The following is a 24,178-nucleotide window of genomic DNA, read 5'->3' as shown; positions in this document are numbered from 1 at the left end:
ATCTATGCGGGTTCTTCATCGGCACAGTAAATTTTACCGAACCAAGCGATTACGGCGACAGCGATCACATAGACAAAACTTTTACAGGGATATCCGATTGGCAAATAAAATACAAAAACCTTATGTGGTGATCCTGACAGGAGCAGGAATTTCGGCTGAGTCAGGTATTCAAACATTTCGCTCTGCCGATGGCCTGTGGGAAGAGCATCGTGTCGAAGATGTTGCGACTCCGGAAGGTTTTCAGCGTGATCCTGATCTGGTTCAGGCATTTTATAATGCCCGCCGCAAGCAGCTACAACAACCGGATATTCAGCCTAATGCTGCACATCATGCCCTGGCGGAACTCGAACAGGAGCTTGGTGACCATTTTTTATTGGTGACACAGAATATTGATGATCTGCATGAACGTGCGGGAAGTCGTCGTGTTCTGCATATGCACGGTGAATTACTGAAAGTTCGGTGTTGTCAATCTGGACAAGTCGTTGAGTGGACAAATGATCTCACTATGGAAGATCGTTGCCATTGTTGCCAATTCCCGTCCCCATTACGCCCTCATGTAGTATGGTTTGGGGAAATGCCATTGGGTATGGAGCAGATTTATTCTGCTTTAGCTGATGCAGATATCTTTATCGCTATTGGAACATCGGGCCACGTTTATCCGGCAGCGGGGTTTGTGCATGAGGCTAAATTGTCTGGGGCGCACACTGTTGAGCTGAACCTTGAACCTAGCCAGGTCGAGAATTTGTTTGATGAAAAACATTATGGTTATGCCAGTAAAATAGTTACGCAATATGTTCAATCCTTAATTCAGCAGATGAAGACGGATAAAAGCTGACTTGACGCAATGCCTACGCTATCCATCTTTTTCATAATAAATCCACATGAACTCGGGAGAAGAAGATGGATAGATTATTAGAGCGTTTTTTTAAATATATTGCATTTAATACGCAATCAAAACCATCCGCTAAAACCATTCCCAGTAGTAACGGTCAACTGGATCTTGCCAAGGTATTATATGAGGAGTTGATCCAGCTTGGTTTTGCCGATGTCACTCTCAATGAACGGGGATGTGTGATGGCAACATTGCCAAAAAATGTTGCAACGCCTGTTCCTGTCATTGGTTTTATTGCCCACCTCGATACCTCCCCGGATTTTTCCGGTAAGCATGTTAATCCCCAGATTGTGGAAAATTATCGTGGTGGTGATATTGCGTTAGGGATAGGAGATGACGTGTTATCTCCCGTCATGTTCCCTGTATTACATAGCTTACTGGGGAAAACATTAATTACGACCGATGGCAAAACACTGTTGGGTGCTGATGATAAAGCCGGGATCGCTGAAATCATTACCGCGATGGTGCGCTTGAAACAGAGAAATATTCCACATGGTGATATTCGGATTGCGTTCACGCCAGATGAGGAAATTGGCAGGGGAGCACACTATTTTGATCTAGCGGCTTTCGGCGCAGAATGGGCCTATACCGTTGATGGCGGCGGAGTGGGGGAATTGGAATTTGAAAATTTCAATGCCGCATCCGTGGTCATCAAGATTCTGGGGAATATGGCTCATCCGGGCAGTGCCAAAGGAGTTATGGTTAACGCATTGACATTAGCCATGCGCATTCATCATGCTTTACCGGCTGAAGAAACGCCTGAACAGACCGAAGGTTATGAAGGTTTTTATCATCTGCATAGCATAAAAGGGACTGTTGAGCGTGCCGAGATGCACTATATCATCCGGGATTTTGACAGGGCTAATTTTGCAAAACGTAAAAAAAATCTCATTGCTATTGCGGAAACTATCGGAGAAGGATTACATCCAGACTGCTATATTGAGCTGGCGATTGATGATGATTATTACAACATGCATAGCGAGGTGCTTAAATATCCTCATGTTATTGCCATTGCTAAACAAGCGATGCTCGATTGTCATATTGAACCAATAATCCAGCCGATACGTGGGGGGACTGATGGTGCAGAGTTATCTTATCGTGGCCTCCCTTGCCCGAATATTTTTACGGGCGGATATAATTATCACAGCAAGCACGAATTTATTTCACTGGAAGGCATGGAACAAGCCGTTAATGTGATTATGCGGATTGCTGAATTGACGGTAAGCCATGTCTCGCCCGAATAACCGCCACCTATTTAGTAAACAAGGGGCAACTTATCTTGCCCCTTGGCCTGGATTAATCATTAAAATACCAATAACCGCTATTGACCAAAGCCGTAAGCAGACTGACAAATCGGACGTCGTCGATAGCATCGCCCAGCAGTTCAGCATTCACTTTGTCATATTGGCAAAGGGCGTTAGCAGCCTGGATATGAGGAGTATCCATCAATTCCCCATTGACGAAACATTGATCACCAACCCGCAGGACGCGCAGGCCACTCAAGCGATTTAACGCTTCGCCTTGTTTCAGCAAATCATAAATCTCATCGCTCTCATAAGGCGGTTCAGGTGGTGCCAGATCTAATTCATGGCGCGATTGAGAGATGAATTCGCCAAACCAGTTTTGGAAAGTTTCTGGTTGTTCCAACAATTCACGCATCATGGAACGCAGTGTGTCCAGTTCGTTTTTCTGGATCAGGGCTGGGTTGTCACGAAATGTTAATCCAGGATCGTTGTAGCGATGGCTTCCCAGCTCGTTTGCCAGAATATAGTCAGCAAATCCACTGAATAATTCACGGGCATTAGGGGCACGGAATCCCACTGAATAGTTCAGTGAATCCTCAATAGCATAGCCTTCGTGTGGAAAACCTGGTGGAATGTAGAGTATATCGCCCGGTAACATCTCTTCATCAATAATTGCCTCAAAAGGTTCGACCTGCAACAAATCAGGGTGAGGGCAATGTTGTTTCATGGGAATTTTTTCACCTACCCGCCAACGTCTGCGCCCTTTTCCTTGAATAATAAAAACGTCATATTGGTCAAGATGCGGGCCGACACCACCGCCGGGTACGGAGAACGAGATCATCAAGTCATCCATGCGCCAGTCAGACAGTACACGGAATGGCTTCATCAGTGCAGAAGAAGGGAGATGCCAATGGTCAACGGCTTGTACAAGCAAAGACCAGTTTTTTTCGTCTAAATGGTCGTAGGTTTCAAATGGTCCGTGGGAAACTTCCCAGCGCCCATTTTTCTGACTAACCAAACGGCTATCGATTTCATTTTCCATCGCCAGACCCGCCAGCTCATCGGGGGAAAGAGGATCAATAAACTGATGGAAACCCTGTTTAATCAGCAATGGTCGTTTTTGCCAATGGTTTTGCAAAAACGCCTGCCAGTCCAGATTTAGCTGATAGTCCATGGTGACATCCTGAAGTGAGAAGTGAATTTCACGCTATTATAACGAATAGTCAATGACGATATCAGATTTGGTTGAAATATTTTGGGGTTGTGCTAGATGTTGCCGTCATGAGATTTTCGGCCAAAGAACAGGACAACGAATTTGTACTGCAGTAAGAAAAGACGTGCTATTTTTTGCTTTTCATAGTGCGTCGCTATACCACGCCAGCGTTTAAGAGCCTATTCAGTATGTTTTCTGCGCAGCAACACAACAAGGAATGCCAGATTGATAAACTGAAGGCTGGTATTCAAATATCTTTCGCAGTTTTTCCACAACCGCCGACATTTTTTCAGCCAACCAAAGGAACGCTCGACGACCCACCGTTTGGGGATCACCTTGAAAGTATGAAGTTCACTACGTTTGGCTATTTCGACAGTCGCACCCAGTGTATGATGCACACTGTCCGCAAAAGTTTTTCCGGTATAACCGCCATCGGCTAACATTGGCGATCCCATTTTCACAGGGTGCTGGCATCAATCCCCAGTGAGCGGGCGACCTTAACAACCCGCTGCTGATAAAGAACAACCTGTTGAACCGCTTCCAGCTTAACTTCCGTAGAATACTGGCGTTTCGGTACTGTCTGTTTCATGTGGATTATTACTTCATAGTCATATTAATCAGAATAGCAGGCTTATGAGGTGTTCGAAATCATTCCACTATAATTTTTAGGGGGACAACCGTCACAACGCTATCAATTGCATCCACGAGTCCATTGACGCAGAGGTATTCGACACCACCCTTAGTGTACGGATACAGCCCCGCATAGTACAAATTATCGATAGGATGGAAGGACCAGTAACTGGCATTATACCAAGCCCCATAACCACCTACGTAAGAGTTATGGTTATAGCTCAGGTAGTAACTTTTGTATGAGCCATTTGCGATAACGATATAATTTCCTTTGTAATATGGGACAAGATAGTATTTCGTACTTGGGTTAGCTTCTAGTACCGCCCATCCGGATCCATCAATATTGACATACTGGCGAGATTCAACCACATACATGTATACCGCCTGCGTGTTAGCTGAGATCTCTGATTCGGGAGCAGATTGGGGTTTGTCAAGCGAATGAAGCATGTTGCCGGGCTTAGTATTCTCGAACAGACCTTCGGGGGCATTACGTTTCATGTCAAAATTTCCTTGTAAAATTTTGGTAGATTAAATGTAACGACTCGCAATTAAAAATTATCACTCTTGAATCTAGATGTTGATTTTTTTACTGTCTCGAAAATCTGGTTTGAATTCTTGTAAGGTATAGATAGTATCTCATCATGTTGCCTTCTATGGGATACTTAAAAAAGATAACAAGTTTATGCGGGGGAAGAAGATTTCATTTGCAGTTAGTGTGAGCAGAAAAACCGGATAAATGTGAACACAACTGTTTTAAATGCGAGTACCTATAGGTAGTACAATCCCAAGTAATTCTTATAGAAATATAATTCTAGCGTGGTTTGTTCGCCTGTCATTACGTACACAGTGTCCGGCGTCACTGGCTACCACGCTTCTTGTCGTCGTCGTTAATCACCATCAGGTACTTGAACTTGGAAAATCACAGTGCCCTTAAACCTCCACTCTCCAATTCGATGGGATGACATCCAGTTTATCCGTGGTTATGGCAAGTGGGGGGCATATGCATATGCATAGTCTAAAACTGCTAATGTGTTTTTTGCATTGCAACCGAATACGTATGGAAAAACAGGAACATCAGAGCATTTTCTTTGCATCATGGTAAAATATTTACCCCACTCTGTATTGGTACTGCGCAAGCTGCTGCCAAAAACCGAGCACAACAATGTCATTATTGCCATCGGACTCTCTGATTACAGAATAATTCGGCTGTGTAGTGCTAGCCATCACCTAATCGTGATGCGTGGTGCTCGCATTGTGTTGGCTGCTTTGTGTTGGGGATTATGCTGGGCGCGAAATACGACACTCACTCTGGCGCCACCAAGGGGGCTATCCTCTATGTTGATATCACCATCATATTGTTCGACAATTTCAGATGCTATCGATAAGCCAAGGCCCTGGCCTGATCGTAATGTGTCAGCGCGTAAGCCACGCTGAAAAATCATTTCTCGCTTATCAAGGGGAACCCCTAACCCATCATCATCGACAATAATAGTAACTGAGTTTTCTCCCATTGTGGCGGTGATTTTGACCTGTTTCCGGCAGTATTTACAGGCATTATCCAGAATGTTTCCCATCACTTCCAGAAAATCATTTTTTTCCCCTAGCCATGTCACTTCAGGAGAGACATCTAGCATCATTTTGATGCCTTTATGTTGATATACCTTGGTTAGGGCACTGATTAGGCCATCTAGCAAGATTGGGACGGAAGAAATCTGTCTCAGAAGCAAACTATGGTCGCTGCGTATATTGGCTCTATGCAAATAGTAGCCAATCTGTTGCGATATCCGGTCAATTTGTTCAAGCATAATAGGTTCAGCTTGTTCAATGGTCAGCTTTTGTGGGGGACGCAGAGAGCGCAGGGTTGATTGCAATACTGCTAGCGGTGTTTTCAGGCTATGTGTCAAATCCGAGAGTGTCGTGTGATATTTGGCATAACGTTTACGTTCATTGGATAGCAAATTGTTTAAATTTCTGACCAGCCCTTTTAATTCAGTAGGAGGATTCTCATCTAGTTCTTTCCTTTCCCCATTTTCTAATGAACTGATCTGGGTAATTAAAGATTTTATTGGCCTAAGACTCCAGTCAGCGGCCAGCCAGATTAATGGAATGATTAAAAGTAAGTTAGCAATTAACACATATCCAAACCATTCCCATACTTTTGCTGATTCCTGCACATCTTGTGGAATGGTATCAATGATAACAATAGTCATGGCAGGCAATTTGTCAGTGGCAGGATAAATATTTACAGCAACCGAGTAGGTTAATAATACTTCCTCACTATTTTTTGCCTTTTTTGTATTATCTTGGTTTGGTGTCGCTGTTGGATTATAGAAAAAATCCCCTTTTTCTTTAAAATATGCTTCTAGTGTATATAAGCCATTTTTTTTCAGCCAATCGGGATCGATCATTCTTTCCAATTCAGGCACATTATTCTGGCGCCAAAGAATATTCCCATCATTATCATAGATCAGTGCTAATGAGCGATAATTCATGGAAAAATCCTTGGGAACAAGAATTTCTAGCTTGTTATTTTCCCATCTGGCTAAGGTGAAAAATAGATTACTTTGGCTACGGAGTATGGAATAGCTTGTTTTATCAAAACTAACTAAATATCCGGCGATAGCAACAATGCCATATGATAGTGTCAATGCAAGAATAATCGCAGCCGTAGCCATGAGAAACCGTGTTCTCAAAGAAAAAGGTGTTTCTGAGAACTTAAGCATCATAAGATTTCACATCGAAGCGATACCCTTGACCACGAACAGTGACAATGACCTCTTCTGGCCATTCATTCAATATTTTTTTCCTCAAACGCCCCATTAATACATCAATTGTATGACTTTCACGTAATTCAGCATCTGGATACAATTGGCGCATTAACGTTTCTTTACTGACAACCTTGCCATTATTGCGCATTAAGGTTTCGATAATAATGTATTCAAAAGCAGTTAACTTAATATTGGTTTCATTGATAGAAAACTCCTTTCTTGAAAGATTGATTAAAAATGGTGATATCTCAACTAATTGTGATGCCAAACCACTATTGCGTCGCATTAATGCTTGTATGCGGGCATTAATTTCCTCCAGATGAAAGGGCTTGGTAACATAATCATCTGCGCCCGCATTTAGCACGTTGACTTTTTCTTGCCAGCTCTCACGGGCGGTGAGAACAAGGATAGGTAAATTAATTTGCTCACTGCGCCAGCGCCGTAACATGCTAAGGCCATCTTCTCCCGGTAACCCTAAATCGACGATAGCAATATCAGGGTGACTTTCTTTAAGATAATAATCTGCTTCTTTAGCATTCTCTGCAGCATCAACTTGATGTCCGACATCCCGTAATTGTACGGTTAAGTGATGGCGAAGTAATGCGTTATCTTCAACGATCAATATCCGCATAATGATTCCTTATGCTAATCAGTAATTAATGTTTATCAAATAAATTTAAAATAGCTAAGTAATCAATTTCGTCAATAAAGATTAAATAAAATTATAGGTGTATGATTATGAATAAACTAAGTATAGTAACTATTTGGCTTTTGTTGGTATATTAATGATTGGTGCATTTGAAAACAAATGGTTAGGTTGAAATAGTCAATAAATTTACAATTTATTTAACTTCTATATATAACAATCTAACTTCAAGATGAATGTGATTTCCCTCCGTTTCGCGGGGAGAAATCAGGTTTCATATCGTGTTGTAAATTACAGCTTGAAGTTTAATGCGTATAAGTTCATATACTCAATAACATTCAGATTGTCACGTAGTAGCAGGGAGGCTGTTGGTGTAAAATTGCACATGGGCGGAATAGAATCCGCCCATTGATATGGATAAACACAGATTATTTTAACTGGTCGACCAGTGAAGTCGCGTATCCAATGTAATTTGCTGGCGTCATGGATTTGAGGCGCTCTTTCTCTGCTTCAGGAAGTTCAAGGCCATCAATAAATGCTTTCATACCTTCAGCATCAACACGTTTACCACGCGTTAGTTCTTTTAGTTTTTCATACGGCTTTTCAATGCCATAACGGCGCATAACAGTCTGGATAGGCTCAGCCAATACTTCCCAATTGCCATCCAGTTCATTCAGTAAGTGCTGTTCATTGACTTCCAGCTTATTCAATCCCTTCATCGTGGATTGATAAGCAATCAATGCATATCCCAGACCGACGCCTAGATTACGCAATACTGTTGAATCTGTCAGGTCGCGCTGCCAGCGAGAAACAGGCAGTTTGCTGGCCAGATGTCCCAAGACCGCATTTGCCAGACCCAGGTTACCTTCTGAGTTTTCGAAATCAATTGGATTGACTTTATGTGGCATAGTAGACGAACCAATTTCCCCGGCAATGGTTTTTTGCTTGAAATGGTTCAAGGCAATATAGCCCCAGATATCGCGATCAAAATCGATTAGGATGGTATTAAAACGAGCCACACAATCAAACAGTTCTGCAATGTAATCATGAGGCTCAATCTGGGTGGTATATGGGTTCCACTGAATACCCAAAGAAGTCACAAATGACTCACTAAATTGGTGCCAGTCAACTTGTGGATAGGCTGACAAGTGTGCATTGTAGTTACCAACCGCCCCATTGATTTTGCCTAGCACTTCTACTTGCTCAAGCTGACGGAATTGGCGTTTCATACGGTAGGCCACGTTAGCAAATTCTTTGCCGACAGTGGAAGGGGTGGCGGGTTGACCGTGTGTGCGCGATAGCAGTGGCAGATCGCGATAATCATGTGCCATGCGTGTGATGGTATCGATTATTTGGCGCCATTGGGGCAGCAAAACTTCCTCACGGGCTGTTTTAAGCATCAATGCATGTGACAGGTTATTAATATCTTCTGATGTGCAGGCAAAATGAATAAATTCTGCAACCTGATGCAGGGCAGGGATATGCGCGACTTTTTCTTTCAGAAAATACTCAACAGCCTTAACGTCGTGATTGGTGGTGCGTTCAATTTCTTTAATACGCAGTGCATCCTGCTCATTGAAATTTACAATAATTTCATCAAGGTAAGCGTTTGCGTCGGCGTCAAAAGCAGGAACTTCCTGGATTTCTGTGGTTGCAGCCAGTTTTTGCAGCCAACGTACTTCGACTTGCACACGGAATTTTAGTAAGCCGAACTCACTAAAAATAGCGCGTAGTGCGCTGACTTTATCGCCGTAACGGCCATCAATTGGAGAAACAGCGGTCAGTGAGGATAATTCCATTGGTAGCAACTCCCGGATTTTATTTAACAATGTATGTTTAACAGCTTAGATTTAACAGTTTTTCGCTAACAGTCTTTATCATCTAACAGTTAGCAAGGATCTCTTTTGCCTGTCGGATCAGGCGCTGACGAGAAAACATGATTTGCAGGCGGCTACCGCCAACTTGTTGCCATAAAACGGCACTGCGGATACCGGCCAGTAACACTGATCTGACTTTTGCCTGAATCAATGAATTACGTAATACGTCAGGTGAACCGGTCACCTGAATACGTGGCCCCAGCGGACTAATAACATCGACATAAATTCCAGCCAGGGCGTTGAGCATTCCTTCTGACATCGGTTCAAAATAGGCTTGCTGACGTCCTAATTGTTCAATGCGATTTGCCAATTGATTGACAGCTGATGGGTTTTTATTCAAGCGGCGTTCCAGTGCCACTAAACTCAGCATATAGCGGGTAAGATCGGCAGAAACGCCACTATGTGAACCGTTGAACATACCCAACATAGCGTCAAGGCCAACACGCAGGTTGCCGGCGTTATTGCCGAAGACATCCAGCGTAGAGGTTGGATTCATGTTCAGGACGCTGTTGATCATGATCTCAAAAGCATCCGTATCACACTGGCCTTCATGGGCAAGTTTTTGGACCAGACGGCCTGACTGGCAGATACCTGCCAGAGCCAGTGTAATATCGTAATAATTTTTAGCCACAACTACTCCTGTATACGTTGTTCGATCACGCCACCACCGAGACAAACTTCACCTTGATAAAACACGGCTGATTGACCAGGTGTGACAGCGGCAACAGGGCTATCAAAACGAACCTCAATTTTATCTTCACCCAGAGGGACGACAGTACAGGGAATATCATGCTGACGGTAGCGTGTTTTGACTACACAGCGCATTTCTGTTTGTAGTGATTGACGATCAACCCAATGTAGTTGCTGGGCGATCAAACCGACAGACATCAGGCGAGGATGTTCATGGCCTTGGGCAACAATCAGTATGTTATTGTCGACATCTTTATCAACAACATACCAAGGTTCTTCACTACCCTCTTTCGTTCCCCCAATTCCTAGTCCTTTGCGCTGGCCGAGTGTATGGTACATCAAGCCAGTATGTTGGCCGATGGTTTGTCCATCCACAGTCATAATTGGGCCAGGCTGGGCGGGTAAATAACGCCCAAGGAAATCACGGAACTTACGCTCACCAATAAAGCAGATACCTGTCGAATCTTTTTTCTTTGCGGTAACCAGGCCAATTTCTTCGGCAATGCGGCGTACTTCGGGTTTTTCCAATTCCCCAACTGGAAACAGACTCTTGGCAACTTGCTGGTGGCTTAAGGTATATAAGAAATAGCTTTGATCTTTGTTGTCATCCAGGCCACGGAGCAATTGGCTCATGCCGTTCACATCCCGACGGCGGACATAATGCCCGGTTGCGATATAGTCAGCCCCTAAATCCTCTGCGGCAAACTCTAAAAATGCTTTGAATTTGATTTCTTTATTACAAAGAATGTCTGGGTTTGGGGTTCTGCCGGCTTTATATTCAGCAAGAAAATGTTCGAAGACATTATCCCAATACTCGGCTGCAAAATTGATGGTATGCAATTCTATGCCCAGTTTGTCACAAACGGCCTGAGCATCAGCAAGATCGGTAGCCGCTGAGCAATACTCTTCACTATCGTCTTCTTCCCAGTTTTTCATGAACAGGCCAGCTACCTGGTAGCCCTGCTGTTGCAGAAGGTAGGCGGAAACGGATGAATCAACACCGCCGGACATGCCGACAATGACTTTTTTCTGGCTGTTATCTGACATGGATATATCTCACTGCGGAAAAAAACAAACGCAATACTTTAGCACGTTGGCAACCAAGGTGCACCAAACGTCTTCATTTGGCGAAGGGTGAACCATAATAATCCAGTATCGAGAGTGGATAAGTTCTGTGCTCAAGGTAGCAAAGAAGACTTTCGGCAACCAGAGGAGAACGTAATTGTGAACTGCTAAGGATTTCTTCTGCACTTAACCAATGGCAGCAATGGATATCGTTATCGTGTGGGTGGGTGTCCATGATTTTTTCCATTTCAACCAAGAATAGAAAACGGATAAATGGGGTTTTGTCCGGCGCAACCCATTGGTGCAGTTTTAAAAATGCTTGTGGTTGTGCACGAATTCCGGTTTCTTCCCATAATTCCCGTTCAACGGCTTCCAGTAATGTTTCATCAGCTTCAAGATGGCCTGCTGGTTGATTCCAGAGAGGTTTGCCGTTGATAAACTCTTCAACAACCAAAAACTTATTTTCTGCATGAACAATGCAGGCAACCGTGACGTGTGGACTAAACAAGATTAATTTCTCTCCATTCTCCAGGGGATAATGAGCCTAATTGTATTGAACCCATACTAAAACGGATTAGGCGCAGTGTAGGGTATCCCACATGGGCAGTCATTCTGCGTACCTGCCGATTACGCCCTTCATATAACGTAATTTTAAGCCAACTTACCGGAATACTTTTTCGTTCCCGAATAGGGGGAATTCTCTCCCAAAGCCACTCAGGCTCTTCCACTAATTCAGCGTCGGCGGGTAAGGTTGGGCCATCTTTTAATAAAACACCGTTACGAAGTTGATTCAGAGCCGTTTCATCAGGAATGCCCTCGACTTGAACATAATAAACTTTAGCGGTTTTTTTATTAGGTTGAGTCAATCTAGCCTGTAATTTGCCATCATTGGTTAACACCAGTAAACCTTCACTATCACGATCCAGACGACCCGCGGCATAAATATCAGTAAACGGGATAAAATCTTTTAACGTTGTTCTGCCCATTTCATCGGTGAATTGGGGTAAGACATCATAAGGTTTGTTAAAAATCAATACCCGACGAGGGCCGATTGTTTTTTTTATGGCTCTATTATTTTTTCTTTGGCTGAATCGGTTAAGTTGGCGTTTTTTAAAAGCGATATTTGTCATGATAAGCCATTGTTTAAAATTAGGGGGCGTATTATACCTTAAATCTGTGACCGTTGGCGTTTGCAGAATATTCAAGTAGTATTGACACGTCCCTTACAAAAAATTAACAAGGCATTGCGCTTATTTGAAAGGAGAGGTTAATGGAAAGCAAAGTAGTTGTTCCGGCGGAAGGTAAAAAAATTACTATTGATGCCAAAGGTAAATTAAATGTTCCGAATAACCCTATTATCCCTTATATCGAAGGGGATGGCATTGGTGTTGATGTTACGCCGGTCATGCTAAAAGTTGTTGATGCTGCGGTTCAGAAAGCGTATAGCGGTGAGCGCAAAATTTCCTGGATGGAAATCTACACAGGTGAAAAATCCACGCATGTCTATGGTAAAGATGTTTGGTTGCCAGATGAAACGCTAGATTTAATCCGTGAATACCGTGTTGCTATCAAAGGCCCTCTGACAACACCAGTAGGTGGTGGTATCCGTTCGCTAAACGTCGCATTGCGTCAGCAATTGGATCTGTATGTCTGCCTGCGTCCGGTTCGTTACTACCAAGGTACGCCAAGCCCTGTTAAGCAGCCTGAATTGACCGATATGGTTATTTTCCGCGAAAACGCTGAAGATATTTATGCAGGCATTGAGTGGAAAGCGGGTTCAGCGGAAGCGGACAAAGTGATTAAATTCCTGCAAGATGAAATGGGTGTTAATAAGATCCGTTTCCCTCAACAGTGCGGTATTGGTGTCAAACCTTGCTCAGAAGAAGGCACTAAACGTTTAGTACGTGCCGCGATTGAATATGCCATTGATAATGACCGTGAATCAGTCACTCTGGTTCATAAAGGCAATATCATGAAATTCACTGAAGGTGCTTTCAAAGACTGGGGTTATGAACTAGCTCGCACTGAATTCGGCGGAGAATTGTTGGATGGTGGTCCGTGGGTTAAGATCAAGAATCCTAAAAATGGCAAAGATATCATCATTAAGGATGTGATTGCAGATGCTTTCTTGCAACAGATCCTGCTGCGTCCAGCAGAGTATGATGTCATTGCGTGTATGAACCTGAATGGTGACTACATTTCTGATGCTTTAGCTGCTCAAGTGGGTGGCATCGGTATTGCCCCAGGTGCAAACATTGGCGACGAATGCGCATTGTTCGAAGCAACACACGGTACTGCGCCTAAGTATGCAGGCCAGGATAAAGTCAACCCGGGTTCGGTGATCCTTTCCGCTGAAATGATGTTGCGCCACATGGGATGGTTAGAAGCCGCAGATTTAATCGTTAAGGGAATGGAAGGTGCGATTGCCGCGAAGACCGTGACTTACGATTTTGAACGCCTGATGGAAGGTGCTAAGCTGCTGAAATGTAGTGAATTCGGTGATGCAATTATTACACATATGTAATTAATTGCGTAGCTGAATAGATAACGGGGGCTTAATGGTTCCCGTTTTTTATTATAACGCGTGAAACGGTTATCAAAAAGTTATCAAAACTTACCAAATTTAGAACAACTCAGACGACAACTTTTATCCAATCTTTACCGCGGTCATCATGATATTTATCGGGTTTGTTGTTGTGTTTCAGGTATAGGATAGTTTCAGTACCAGTAAATAAGCTTTGGTGGTTTTTTCATATCTGCCTGAATAGCCCTTAAGAAGCGCTTTTTAATATTTCACCTGTGGCACTTATTGCGTTAATCCAGCTGCATTATTGAATAAATAAGATAACGGGGGATAACGTAATAATAAGCTATACTGATTTATAACTCATCTGATCATGGTGTACTTATGTGGAATAGTCGTCCCCAAAGAGGAAATATGCAGTTATTAGCGAATTTCCTATCGCCAATAGATGCTCACATCGTCTTGGGCAGAATGTTATCAGAAGATATTTATGCAGTAGTGATAGATGAAGACATTGTATGGAATAACTATATGTATTCCCAGGCATTTGGTGGTGTTAAACTGCTTGTCCACCATGTTGATATAGAACGCGCAAAAGTGATACTTGCTGAAATTGAGGATAATAAGTTCTTGTTAGATAAAGGAGAGTCTAATCAAGGCAATGAGAAAAAATTATCGTTTCGATATCATTTTTTTAAATCAATAAATACTTTTTTAGTGATTTTATTGTTTTTAATATTTGGTATAGCATTGCCGTTGAAAAACTGAAATTAAATTCCTTTAGGATGGTTTAATTTAACTAAATAAATTCAAACAAAACACTGGCAATATTCATAAAACTTGAAGTATGATGCAGCACCTGCTAAAAGCAGCTATTCGCTGAACTCATATTAATAACCGAAAAGGAGGAATTCATAATGATGACAATAACAATGACTCTTTTCAGGCCTGCCCATAGCTAATTACTACATCAACATTTTCAGTATTGCCGGCTAGGCCTGACCGTACCCTTATTTTTTCATTGATCATAAGGTTTGATCTATGGGCAATACTTTGCATTCGGCTGTATCGAACGTACAGCTTATCGTATCAGAAAATACTTGGCTGGAAGGTAAGGCTATCCAGCAACTTGAAATAACCGCACAACTCCCTGACATGATGCGTGTCGTTGGTCTGCCGGATCTCCATCCCGGCAGGGGATATCCAGTTGGTGCTGCATTTTTTTCACAGTCACGTTTCTATCCGGCCCTTATCGGTAATGATATTGGTTGTGGTATGGCATTGTGGCGTACAGATTTGACGTTGAGTAAATGGTCATTGGATAAGTTGGAAAAACGGCTTGGCTCCATTGATACCCCTTTGGACGTAGAAGAGTTATCTGACAATATACCTGAACATTTTTGTTATTCACCGGGAACGATTGGGGGTGGTAACCATTTTGCTGAACTACAGCAATTAGATGAAATTTATCAACCCGATATTCTTGAAACTTGGCAACTGAACAAACAGCAACTTTTGTTATTGGTGCATAGTGGTTCGCGTGGCATGGGGCAAATGATCCTTGAACAACATGTTCGTGAGCATGGGCACCACGGGTTGTTAGCATCTAGTCCACAGGCGCAGAATTACCTCCAGCAACATCAACACGCGTTGGATTATGCTTGTATTAACCGTCAGTTAATTGCAGAACGAATGTTAAAACGTTGGCGAGCTAATGGGGAGCGTCTGCTTGATGTCTCACATAATTTGCTTACCCCGTGCACTATCGACGGTATTACGGGTTGGTTGCATCGCAAGGGAGCTACCCCAGCTGATCAAGGAGCAGTGATTATTCCGGGATCTCGTGGAGATTATAGCTATCTGGTTCAACCGTTGAGTCGTGAAGACAGTCTGTTTTCCCTGGCTCACGGAGCCGGACGGAAATGGATGCGCGGGGAATGCAAGGAGCGTTTAAGTGGCCGTTACAATGCCGTTCAACTTTCTCGCACAACATTAGGCAGTCGTGTTATTTGCTTAGATAAGCAATTGATTTACCAAGAAGCCCCAGAAGCTTACAAACCTATCAATGGTGTGATGGATGCTATGTTACAGGCTGGTCTGGTGAAGTTGATAGCACGGCTGAAACCTGTCCTGACGTATAAAACACGGGGAGGCAACGAATGATATTGTTGCAAATTTCCTCAGCGCAGGGGCCGGATGAATGCATGTTAGCTGTCAAAAAAGCATTGGATCGATTGGTTCAAGAAGCCACAGAATTAAACGTTAGTGTGGATATTCTGGAAGAAGAACGCGGGGTGCGTGCGGGTACATTACGTTCTGTGTTAATTGCCATTCAAGGAGAAAATGAATGGCAACTGTTTAAGCGCTGGAACGGTACTATCAAATGGATTTGTGAAAGCCCGTGGCGAAAAGGAGCTGGTCGTAAGAACTGGTTTATTGGTGTGATGCAATTTGAACCTATGCGAGAAGTGATGGAAAGTAACGTTAGGTTTGAAAGGTTGAAGGCTTCTGGGCCAGGTGGTCAGCACGTCAATAAAACAGAATCCGCGGTTAGGGCAATACACATTGCTAGCGGGATCAGTGTTAAAGTGCAATCTGAGCGTAGCCAACACGCGAATCGTCGAATTGCTCGTTTATTGCTGGGAAATAGGCTTCAGCAGCTACAAAATATACAGCATGTACAGATCAAGGCCAAACGACGTTTATTTCATCATCAGATTGAAAGGGGAAATGCAGTGCGGACTTTTGTTGGAATAGAATTCATACCGAAAGGTGAATACATACCCAATAGACACTGTCAGTCATTGTAATTCGAGTAACAACAAATCCAATGAAAATAGAGCGACAACATCAGTAAGTCGCTCTACAGGAATCTATTTTGTACTGTTAGATAAAGCATGTTTTGTTTGAACTTTACATGCTTCAACGGATTTATCCAGTGATTCGTCAAAATGATGAGTGCTTGGGAAGGTTTGTTTATTTTTCCTGACTTCTGTGACAGTTTGTTTGATAGATGTAATAAATTCATCCTTATTACTATGGATCTCTTTAAGATCAAATCCCTTGCGAGTTAATTCATTGAACGCCTTTTGCGCTATCGTGTCGGGTGAATCATGGGTTTTAAATGCTTCTACAGAGGCTTTCCCGAACAAGTTACAATAAGTTTCTGCGATGTTATCTGCATTAGCATGTGCGGCATATGAGAAGAATGGGGTAAGGAAAATTGGCAATAGCAATAAAAGACGTTTCATAATTTCCTCTTGATCGACTATACCATGATAGTGGTGACAACTTTAACAGGAACGACAACATTAACAATAGTACATAATTCAACGTTTGCTCCGAATCTCAGCGGATAATACTTTTAAGTGAGGAGCTGATTATTAAGGTTTTTGTTTAATACATGTTCCTCTTTTACATGTTGCACGGAGTGGCTTGATAGGATCATTGTTTCCATTTATATAGACACGGGTGAGAAGTTTGACATTTTCCTTGGTAATTTTGAGTGCATCGACTTCAAGATAATTTCCAGAACCCGCTGTAAGTTTGGAAACAATAAGTTCTTTGGAACCGTCACCATCAATATCGGCAAATTTGATCCTCGGAGTGCCATTATCTTCAAATACTGAACCGTCACGTTCAAAGATCCCTCCAGTTTCAAAGTCTGTGAGATCTTTATCCTTAAAAATGGCAATGGAATAGCTGCCAATTGATGCATTTTCCAGATCACCTTCGGACAGCACGGCAAATCGTTTATCAGGTAAGTTAATCAATTTTCCCTCTCTTGCGCTAGCAGGTGTTGATAACATTAGAGTAATTAGAGTAGTAATAGCAATAGTTTTTATAATGTGACTTATAAACATAAGCGATGCTCCGTCGTCTACTGTCTTGTTTTAACAAATGCATAGATATGATTTATATCGTAGCACGAATTTGAGAAAACCATATTCCTAACGGACAGGATAGTCCTATTACTTTTTACTATTGAAGATATAGATATTAAGGATGATATAGCTTATTGAAAATATAGTGCTAAATTTTTAAAGTAAAATATTAGATTAACTTATGATTTTTGTATTGGAAAATTGATGATAGAGAGTAAAAAATAATATTTTATAATATAAGTTGTTTTTGTTGTGATAACTGAGTCTTATTCAGGTGGGGTTATAATAAATATTGGTATCAACGGGAGTCATAGCTCCCGTTTTTTATTAACTTCGACATATATTAGTCTCTATGTACTATTTTTTTCTATTTTTTCTACAATCTTATTGTACTCTTTCCAAACAACAGATACTGGTGAGCTCAAACAGCAGATAGAGATTGAACCACCTGTTGCAGGATGATATTCATACTTTGATTTTCCTCTATAAACTCTCTTGGGCAGTATGTTGTCTGCGGGATTCTTTCTTTTTCGCTCTAACATCAATTATAACCTCACTTGTAGATTATCTGATGGCCAGATAGTGTGTTATTAACATATTACTAACCTGTTATTGTTGTTTCCTATTGTAAAAATAACAACTGAAAATTTTAATATGCAATGATGGTATTTTCCAATTATCACAGTATTAAAATTTAATAATCTCATTTTAAGTAAAATATTTCCATATTTTTTCGTAAATATTGGAAATTTCAAGATTAAATTTTGTAATTGTCCTGTTTTTTTTAATAAATTTTGTTATTACTACATTAGTGATATATCAGAACATGATTATCTAAATTTGTTCTATGTATTTTGGTTGGCGTAACATCAGTAACTTCAATTAGCGGATGCTCTTTATATGAGCATCGGAGTGGGCATTAGATTGACGTTGTTTTTTATAGGTTGTATTTTAGTTGCCAACTGGTTTCGTATTTTAAGTCCAATTGTTAATTTATTTATGTTTCTTGCTTATGTATGGGAAGAAAATTATTGCGTATTTTTTACGCTAAAAATGTAATTGAGTGGCTTGAAATAAGAAATGATGCGTTTATGGATATCAAGACAAATGTTCAATATCGCTAAAGTAAATGTAAAAATTTCATTAAAAGTTACCCATTGAAATAAATATTGTGTTACATTCTTTCCGCTTTAATGGCTTGTACCTCTGTGTTTTTCGTATACAGAATCATGTTACTTGTTAATTATAAAAGGAATTAAGCACAATAAAATTTCGCCGAATACGGCACTATGGTCAGCTAATGTTTGCTAATTAGTAAGGGGAAAATATCTTGACGGATCTGATTAACTTCATTAACAACATTCTTTGGGACTATGTACTGATATACCTTCTCCTTGGGGTTGGTCTTTACTTCACACTGCGTTCTGGTTTTATACAACTTCGCCACTTTGGCCACATGTTTTCAGTGCTGAAAAATAGTAATAAGTCGGATAATTCTGGCATTTCATCTTTTCAGGCCTTATGTACCAGTCTTGCCGCTCGTGTTGGAACCGGCAACTTAGCCGGGGTTGCTATTGCAATTACTGCCGGTGGACCAGGGGCTATTTTCTGGATGTGGATAGTGGCATTTATTGGTATGGCGACTGCCTTTGTGGAAAGCACGCTTGCCCAGTTGTACAAGACGAAAGACGATCAAGGAAATTATCGCGGTGGCCCGGCTTACTACATGGAAAAAGGGCTGAAGAAGCGATGGATGGGAATTCTGTTTTCATTCTTCCTTATTATCGCGTTTGGTCTTGTATTTAATGCCGTTCAGGCAAACTCAATTGCGGAAGCGGCTGCCTTTGCCTTTAATATCAAGCCAGTTTACGTCGGTATCCTATTAGTCATTATCAGTGGCATCATTATCTTCGGTGGGTTGCGTTCTATCGCCCGCGTAGCGGAGATCGTTGTCCCATTTATGGCGATTGCTTATTTTATCCTGGCAATTTGGGTTGTAGGCCATAATATTGAGCGTATCCCAGCGGTATTTGCACTGGTTATCAAGAGTGCCTTTGGCATTCAGGAAGCGATAGCGGGAACATTAGGTTATGGTATCTCCCAGGCAATGCTTCAGGGGGTGCAACGCGGATTATTCTCGAATGAAGCGGGGATGGGTTCTGCGCCAAATGCGGCAGCATCGGCGTCTCCATATCCACCTCATCCTGCCTCCCAGGGTTATGTGCAGATGTTGGGGGTATTTATGGATACCATCGTTATCTGTAGTGCAACGGCCATGATCATCCTCTCTTCTGGTGTTCTTAACGAGAACGTTACTGCGATCAGTGGGATTGAATTGACTCAGCGAGCATTGTCATCCGCTGTTGGACATTGGGGAACGATGTTCGTTGCGATTGCTATTTTCTTCTTTGCCTTTACGTCGATTATTGCCAATTACGCTTATGCTGAAAGCAATATGATATTCCTGGAGCGTAACCACACTGCTGGCTTGTTTATTCTGCGGTTGGCTGCGTTGGGTATGGTGATGTTTGGTACATTGGCAGATGTACCTCTGGTTTGGAATATGGCTAACCTATCAATGGCGTGTATGGCTATTGTTAACTTGATTGCTATATTGATGTTGTCAGGCATCGCAATGAAACTGGCGAAAGATTATAACCAGCAGAGAAAATCAGGCAAATTACCGACATTCAATATTAATAGCTACCCAGAGATCCAGCAGCAAGTTGAAAAAGGTATTTGGGATAATGATGCACCGCATAACAGCGGGAAGAGTAATTGCTAATACTGAAATGTCTCTAGGATATCAGTAACAAAAGATGGCTCGTAACAAGTAACTTTATTAGCCAGCTATTCGTTCGTTCCGCGAATAGCTGGCTTTTATTTGTTTTTAAAAACAGTAGATAGGAACACCACATCTTTTTTGTTTTAATCTAATATATAATCATCATAATGTTATCTTTTTCTATAGAATAGCTGACCGATCATGATAAAACGATTAATAATATGCATCTTTATCACGTTGTTGATTGGTTGTTCTTATTCCCCTCAGCAAGAAAGTAGAAATGGTTATATTGTTGACTATTCCTATCCTTATTCGACCAAGCAAGATATTGACTCAATTAGATTTCTTGTCCTTCACTATACTGCGTTAGATGATGAAAGATCTTTACGGGAATTAACGGGAGGTCGTGTTAGTACTCATTACCTTATTCCTTCGCAACCAAGGTATAAGGATAAAAAGCCGATTGTTTTTCAAGTGGTTTCCGAAAAAGAAAGGGCATGGCATGCGGGAAAGAGTGAGTGGAATGGATACCAAAGCTTAAACCGTCATTCTATTGGTATTGAAATTGTTAATTGCGGATTCAAACAAGAGTTTATCAAAAAAGAATGGTGTCCATACCATCCATTACAAATTGATGCAGTCATCAGATTGGCAAAAGATATTGTTCACAGGTATAAAATCCAGGCTGTGAATGTTGTGGGCCATAGTGATATCGCACCACTGAGAAAAGAAGATCCTGGATCTGTTTTTCCGTGGCACGAGCTTTATGAACAGGGGATTGGTGCTTGGCCCGATCGTGCAACTGTGAATAAATATTTGGCGGGTAGGGCACCGGGTATTCCTACGTCAGTGATATCAGTTCAGAAAGCGCTGGCCCTTTATGGTTACAATATCCCTCAAACGGGAGTTTTGGATAGTGTCACTCATAAAACTATTCAAGCATTTCAGATGCATTTCCGCCCGTCAGACGTTAGTGGCATTGCCGATGCAGAAACAGAAGCGATAGCCCTGGCATTGATCGAAAAATACCAATAACGATTTATGCTTAATATATAGAAACAGAGTGATATTTTTCGGAAAGAAAAGTGGATATAAATACGTTGAGGTATGGCGGCCATAGTGAATGGCCGCTAACGATACCAGGTTTTATGATTCGCAGTTGTAGGCTAGATGTAGTGGACGTTTAACTTCAAGTTCAATATCTGTACGTTGGCGAAAATCATAAGGTGTAATGCCATACTCTTTACGGAACATATACGTGAAATGGGATTGAGAACCAAAGCCAAAATCCAGGGCAATATCGAAAATAGGCAAGGAACTATTTTTCAACAGGTAAACAGCGCCAGCCAAGCGTCGTTGACGGATGTACTTTCCAAGAGATATGCCGGTAACTTCCTTGAATATTTTCTGCATGTGCCAAAGTGAATAGCCAGAATAAGCAGCAAGCTCTTCAAGATGAATGACACGGCCAAGATGGTTTTCTATCCATTTACTCAGTGCGCATACGAGTGCTAAGTGGTTATCTTGTGCCATTACAATTTTAAATTGGTTGAAGGTTGAGTTGGGGGCAGTATACACAACTTCTTTTCAAGATGACAAAATCCATTATTAATTAGGAGAAACAGTGATTAGATAAAAAATTTTAATATACTGTCATCACTCTATCATATGATAACTTACTATAATATTTTAGTATAAAGTTGACTACAACGAAATAATTCTAAGGTGATCTCATTGAATACTAAAAAAATCCTTTTAGCTCTGTGCTTGATATTGATATGTCTGTTTTTGTATTTGTTAGCGTTGGACGTACATTGTGAGCAAGGTAATGATGTGTTCGAATTAGGAGTTTGTTCCATCACCCGATACTTACCTTTTTGATATTCAACCCCCCATTATTCTGCCCGCATGTGTGTTAATATGCATCTGCAGTATTCATTCTTTGTAAATGGTGTTTTAATATCCACTTGATACGAATTAACAAACTCAATATTGCGTTAAATTAGTACATAACTCAATCACATATAATATGTTGAAGGGATTATGTTGAGAAAATTTGAACTCGGTAGATTGTGCGCGATTTGAGAAGAGCAGGAGAGTTTCTGACTCTATTCAAGTACAAAGGTTCAAAACAACAAATAAAACAACTTCTAATGAGACGAGTTCTAAGCATCGTAAAAAGAGGATTAGATGGCAGAACAACAAGAACAACAATCTACGCTTAAGCGTGGTTTAAAGAACAGGCATATTCAGCTTATTGCCCTCGGCGGTGCAGTAGGAACGGGGTTATTTTTAGGTATTGCCCAAACCATTAAAATGGCAGGGCCTTCAGTGCTCCTTGGGTATGCACTCGGCGGGTTTATCGCATTTTTAATTATGCGCCAACTGGGTGAAATGGTTGTTGAAGAGCCAGTCGCGGGGTCATTTAGCCACTTTGCTTATAAATATTGGGGAAATTTTGCCGGTTTTTTATCAGGCTGGAATTACTGGGCAATGTTTATATTGGTTGGAATGGCAGAATTAACGGCTGTTGGTATGTATATCCAATATTGGTGGCCGGAAATTCCAACCTGGGTTTCTGCCGCGATATTTTTTGTACTGATTAATCTCGTTAATTTAATTAATGTTCGGTTATATGGTGAAACCGAATTTTGGTTCTCTATCATTAAAGTCAGTGCCATCGTCGGGATGATTATCTTTGGGAGTTATTTACTGATTAGCGGTAATGGTGGCCCACAGGCAAGTATCACCAACTTGTGGCAGCAAGGCGGCTTTATGCCAAATGGGATTTCTGGCTTGATTATGGCGTTGGCTGTGATCATGTTTTCATTTGGTGGTCTGGAAATGGTAGGCATTACCGCAGCAGAAGCAGAAAATCCTGAAAAAAATATCCCAAAAGCCACTAATCAGGTTGTTTATCGCATTTTGCTGTTCTATATCGGTTCATTGGCTATCCTGTTATCGTTGTATCCGTGGGAGAAAGTAGTAGAAGGCGGTAGTCCATTTGTTTTGATTTTTCATGATCTAGATAACTTCTGGGTAGCGAATGTCTTGAATGTGGTGGTACTAACAGCGGCGTTGTCTGTTTATAACAGTGGTGTGTATTGTAATAGCCGGATGCTATATGGTTTGGCTAAACAAGGTAATGCACCTTACGTACTCACAAACGTTAACAAACGCAATGTACCTGTCTTGTCTATTGCCTTATCAGCACTGGCAACATCAATTGGTGTATTGATTAACTATATTATGCCCGGCAAGGCATTTGAGCTGCTAATGGCATTAGTAGTCACAACCCTGGTTATTAACTGGATTATGATTTGTTGTGCTCATTTGAAATTCCGTTCAGCCAAAAATAAAGAAGGAGTTAAGACGAAATTTCAGGCATTTTGGTATCCATTTGGGAACTACCTGTGTTTAGCATTCCTGGCATTCATACTCATCATTATTCTAATGATGCCACCAATTCGTATTTCGGTCATCTTGATGCCGTTTTGGATTGGTGTCTTATGGGTTGGTTATTTGATTGTTCGCTCAAAGAAAAAAGCTAAGAGATAAGTAGATCAGTTGTCAATTCATGCCATATTCTTTCAGCCGGGTATTATGCCCGGCTGATTATTTTTTAGTGCTAACTACATCAAAAACTAGTATAGCCAGCTAAATAATATATACCGTTATTTTATGTCACTAAACATCATTATCTGGTAGATTCCATTTTTAATAAAATATTATTTCTGTGTTTTACCATAATTCAGGAATAAGAGTATTTATACTCCTTTTTGGCAATGTAATTTCATTTTAAACTCTAACTAATTCAGCAGAATTCAGCAAAATGTGATTTATAAAATAAATTGATCGTATAAAAATATGGATGAATGGTAAAACATTCTACAACTATTATAATTGAATAATATTTAACAAATGATAAACAAAAAGTAAGCTGGTTATAGGTAAAAACCC

At 41.3% G+C, this 24,178-nt stretch carries 23 protein-coding genes and 1 pseudogene; 10 read left to right on the top strand and 14 right to left on the bottom strand.

The features are described 5' to 3' along the window. The first annotated feature begins 4 nt into the window (after window positions 1–4). The gene (gene cobB / locus AAC853_RS14430) at window positions 5–835 is read left to right on the top strand and encodes a Sir2 family NAD+-dependent deacetylase (protein WP_340614946.1); all 831 of its coding nucleotides are present in this window, start codon (window positions 5–7) and stop codon (window positions 833–835) included. A 65-nt stretch (window positions 836–900) separates the two neighbouring features. Further along, window positions 901–2,136, top strand: a complete 1,236-nt coding sequence (gene pepT / locus AAC853_RS14425) for a peptidase T (RefSeq protein ID WP_340614945.1) — start codon at window positions 901–903, stop codon at window positions 2,134–2,136. Window positions 2,137–2,188: 52 nt separating this feature from the next. Here the strand turns inward: pepT and AAC853_RS14420 are convergent, their stop codons facing one another. The 11 genes and pseudogenes from AAC853_RS14420 to rluE all read right to left on the bottom strand — a co-directional run bounded on the left by AAC853_RS14420 (window position 2,189) and on the right by rluE (window position 12,155). Further along, the gene (locus tag AAC853_RS14420) at window positions 2,189–3,310 is read right to left on the bottom strand and encodes a ribosomal protein uL16 3-hydroxylase (RefSeq protein WP_340614944.1); all 1,122 of its coding nucleotides are present in this window, start codon (window positions 3,308–3,310) and stop codon (window positions 2,189–2,191) included. Between the two features lie 218 nt (window positions 3,311–3,528). Further along, window positions 3,529–3,792, bottom strand: a pseudogene (locus tag AAC853_RS14415) (transposase); the annotation flags it as partial. Window positions 3,793–3,806: 14 nt separating this feature from the next. Next, entirely contained in the window at window positions 3,807–3,938 is a 132-nt protein-coding gene (locus tag AAC853_RS14410) for a transposase (RefSeq protein WP_340614943.1), read from the bottom strand. A 59-nt stretch (window positions 3,939–3,997) separates the two neighbouring features. Then, window positions 3,998–4,477: a hypothetical protein gene (locus AAC853_RS14405; protein ID WP_340614942.1), complete on the bottom strand. Its 480-nt coding sequence runs from the start codon at window positions 4,475–4,477 to the stop codon at window positions 3,998–4,000. A gap of 725 nt (window positions 4,478–5,202) precedes the next feature. Next, on the bottom strand, window positions 5,203–6,705 hold the full coding sequence (phoQ, locus tag AAC853_RS14400; protein ID WP_422824226.1) for a two-component system sensor histidine kinase PhoQ: 1,503 nt from the start codon (window positions 6,703–6,705) through the stop codon (window positions 5,203–5,205). Then, window positions 6,695–7,378 carry a two-component system response regulator PhoP gene (phoP, locus tag AAC853_RS14395; RefSeq protein ID WP_338885155.1) on the bottom strand — a complete coding sequence of 228 codons (684 nt, stop codon included), beginning with the start codon at window positions 7,376–7,378 and terminating at the stop codon, window positions 6,695–6,697. The genes phoQ and phoP overlap by 11 nt, the downstream gene beginning before the upstream one ends. 443 nt (window positions 7,379–7,821) lie before the next feature. Further along, window positions 7,822–9,192, bottom strand: coding sequence for an adenylosuccinate lyase (purB, locus tag AAC853_RS14390; protein ID WP_273559980.1), 1,371 nt, complete (start codon window positions 9,190–9,192; stop codon window positions 7,822–7,824). 82 nt (window positions 9,193–9,274) lie between these two features. Next, entirely contained in the window at window positions 9,275–9,901 is a 627-nt protein-coding gene (gene hflD, locus AAC853_RS14385) for a high frequency lysogenization protein HflD (protein ID WP_340614941.1), read from the bottom strand. Between the two features lie 2 nt (window positions 9,902–9,903). Further along, the gene (mnmA, locus tag AAC853_RS14380; protein WP_340614940.1) at window positions 9,904–11,007 is read right to left on the bottom strand and encodes a tRNA 2-thiouridine(34) synthase MnmA; all 1,104 of its coding nucleotides are present in this window, start codon (window positions 11,005–11,007) and stop codon (window positions 9,904–9,906) included. 73 nt (window positions 11,008–11,080) lie between these two features. After that, complete coding sequence (locus AAC853_RS14375) at window positions 11,081–11,533, bottom strand: NUDIX hydrolase (protein WP_338885158.1); 453 nt, start codon at window positions 11,531–11,533, stop codon at window positions 11,081–11,083. Continuing rightward, entirely contained in the window at window positions 11,526–12,155 is a 630-nt protein-coding gene (rluE, locus tag AAC853_RS14370; RefSeq protein ID WP_340614939.1) for a 23S rRNA pseudouridine(2457) synthase RluE, read from the bottom strand. The genes AAC853_RS14375 and rluE overlap by 8 nt, the downstream gene beginning before the upstream one ends. Window positions 12,156–12,295: 140 nt before the next feature. On the opposite strand from rluE, the gene icd reads away from it, so the two are divergent. The 4 genes from icd to prfH all read left to right on the top strand — a co-directional run bounded on the left by icd (window position 12,296) and on the right by prfH (window position 16,359). After that, a complete protein-coding gene (gene icd / locus AAC853_RS14365; protein ID WP_340614938.1) occupies window positions 12,296–13,549 on the top strand; it encodes an NADP-dependent isocitrate dehydrogenase in 1,254 nt (417 codons plus the stop codon). Between the two features lie 384 nt (window positions 13,550–13,933). Then, the gene (locus AAC853_RS14360; protein WP_340614937.1) at window positions 13,934–14,317 is read left to right on the top strand and encodes a putative signal transducing protein; all 384 of its coding nucleotides are present in this window, start codon (window positions 13,934–13,936) and stop codon (window positions 14,315–14,317) included. A gap of 273 nt (window positions 14,318–14,590) precedes the next feature. Then, window positions 14,591–15,712, top strand: coding sequence for an RNA ligase RtcB family protein (locus AAC853_RS14355; RefSeq protein WP_340614936.1), 1,122 nt, complete (start codon window positions 14,591–14,593; stop codon window positions 15,710–15,712). Next, entirely contained in the window at window positions 15,709–16,359 is a 651-nt protein-coding gene (gene prfH / locus AAC853_RS14350; RefSeq protein WP_340614935.1) for a peptide chain release factor H, read from the top strand. Before AAC853_RS14355 ends, prfH begins: the two co-directional genes overlap by 4 nt. 63 nt (window positions 16,360–16,422) lie before the next feature. Here prfH and AAC853_RS14345 read toward each other — a convergent pair whose 3' ends face one another. Next, window positions 16,423–16,800, bottom strand: coding sequence for a hypothetical protein (locus AAC853_RS14345; RefSeq protein WP_340614934.1), 378 nt, complete (start codon window positions 16,798–16,800; stop codon window positions 16,423–16,425). Between the two features lie 132 nt (window positions 16,801–16,932). Then, complete coding sequence (locus AAC853_RS14340) at window positions 16,933–17,412, bottom strand: PliI family lysozyme inhibitor of I-type lysozyme (RefSeq protein ID WP_422824225.1); 480 nt, start codon at window positions 17,410–17,412, stop codon at window positions 16,933–16,935. Between the two features lie 1,351 nt (window positions 17,413–18,763). Between AAC853_RS14340 and AAC853_RS14335 the strand changes: the two genes are divergently transcribed. Both AAC853_RS14335 and AAC853_RS14330 read left to right on the top strand, forming a co-directional pair. Next, window positions 18,764–20,218: an alanine/glycine:cation symporter family protein gene (locus AAC853_RS14335; protein WP_338882634.1), complete on the top strand. Its 1,455-nt coding sequence runs from the start codon at window positions 18,764–18,766 to the stop codon at window positions 20,216–20,218. 204 nt (window positions 20,219–20,422) lie between these two features. Then, window positions 20,423–21,253: an N-acetylmuramoyl-L-alanine amidase gene (locus tag AAC853_RS14330; protein WP_340614984.1), complete on the top strand. Its 831-nt coding sequence runs from the start codon at window positions 20,423–20,425 to the stop codon at window positions 21,251–21,253. 111 nt (window positions 21,254–21,364) lie between these two features. On the opposite strand, the gene AAC853_RS14325 is transcribed toward AAC853_RS14330, so the two are convergent. Beyond that, window positions 21,365–21,751, bottom strand: coding sequence for a helix-turn-helix domain-containing protein (locus AAC853_RS14325; RefSeq protein WP_338882633.1), 387 nt, complete (start codon window positions 21,749–21,751; stop codon window positions 21,365–21,367). 192 nt (window positions 21,752–21,943) lie between these two features. Here AAC853_RS14325 and mgrB point away from each other — a divergent pair, with 192 nt between their 5' ends. Together mgrB and AAC853_RS14315 are read left to right on the top strand one after the other, a co-directional pair. Further along, window positions 21,944–22,099, top strand: a complete 156-nt coding sequence (mgrB, locus tag AAC853_RS14320) for a PhoP/PhoQ regulatory lipoprotein MgrB (RefSeq protein ID WP_338805008.1) — start codon at window positions 21,944–21,946, stop codon at window positions 22,097–22,099. Window positions 22,100–22,408: 309 nt separating this feature from the next. Next, window positions 22,409–23,776: an amino acid permease gene (locus AAC853_RS14315; protein WP_340614933.1), complete on the top strand. Its 1,368-nt coding sequence runs from the start codon at window positions 22,409–22,411 to the stop codon at window positions 23,774–23,776. Window positions 23,777–24,178: the final 402 nt, after the last annotated feature.

Source organism: Xenorhabdus thailandensis (assembly GCF_037996785.1).
In the GTDB taxonomy this organism is placed as follows: Bacteria; Pseudomonadota; Gammaproteobacteria; order Enterobacterales; family Enterobacteriaceae; genus Xenorhabdus; species Xenorhabdus griffiniae.
This window is presented reverse-complemented; position numbering and strand designations above follow the sequence as displayed.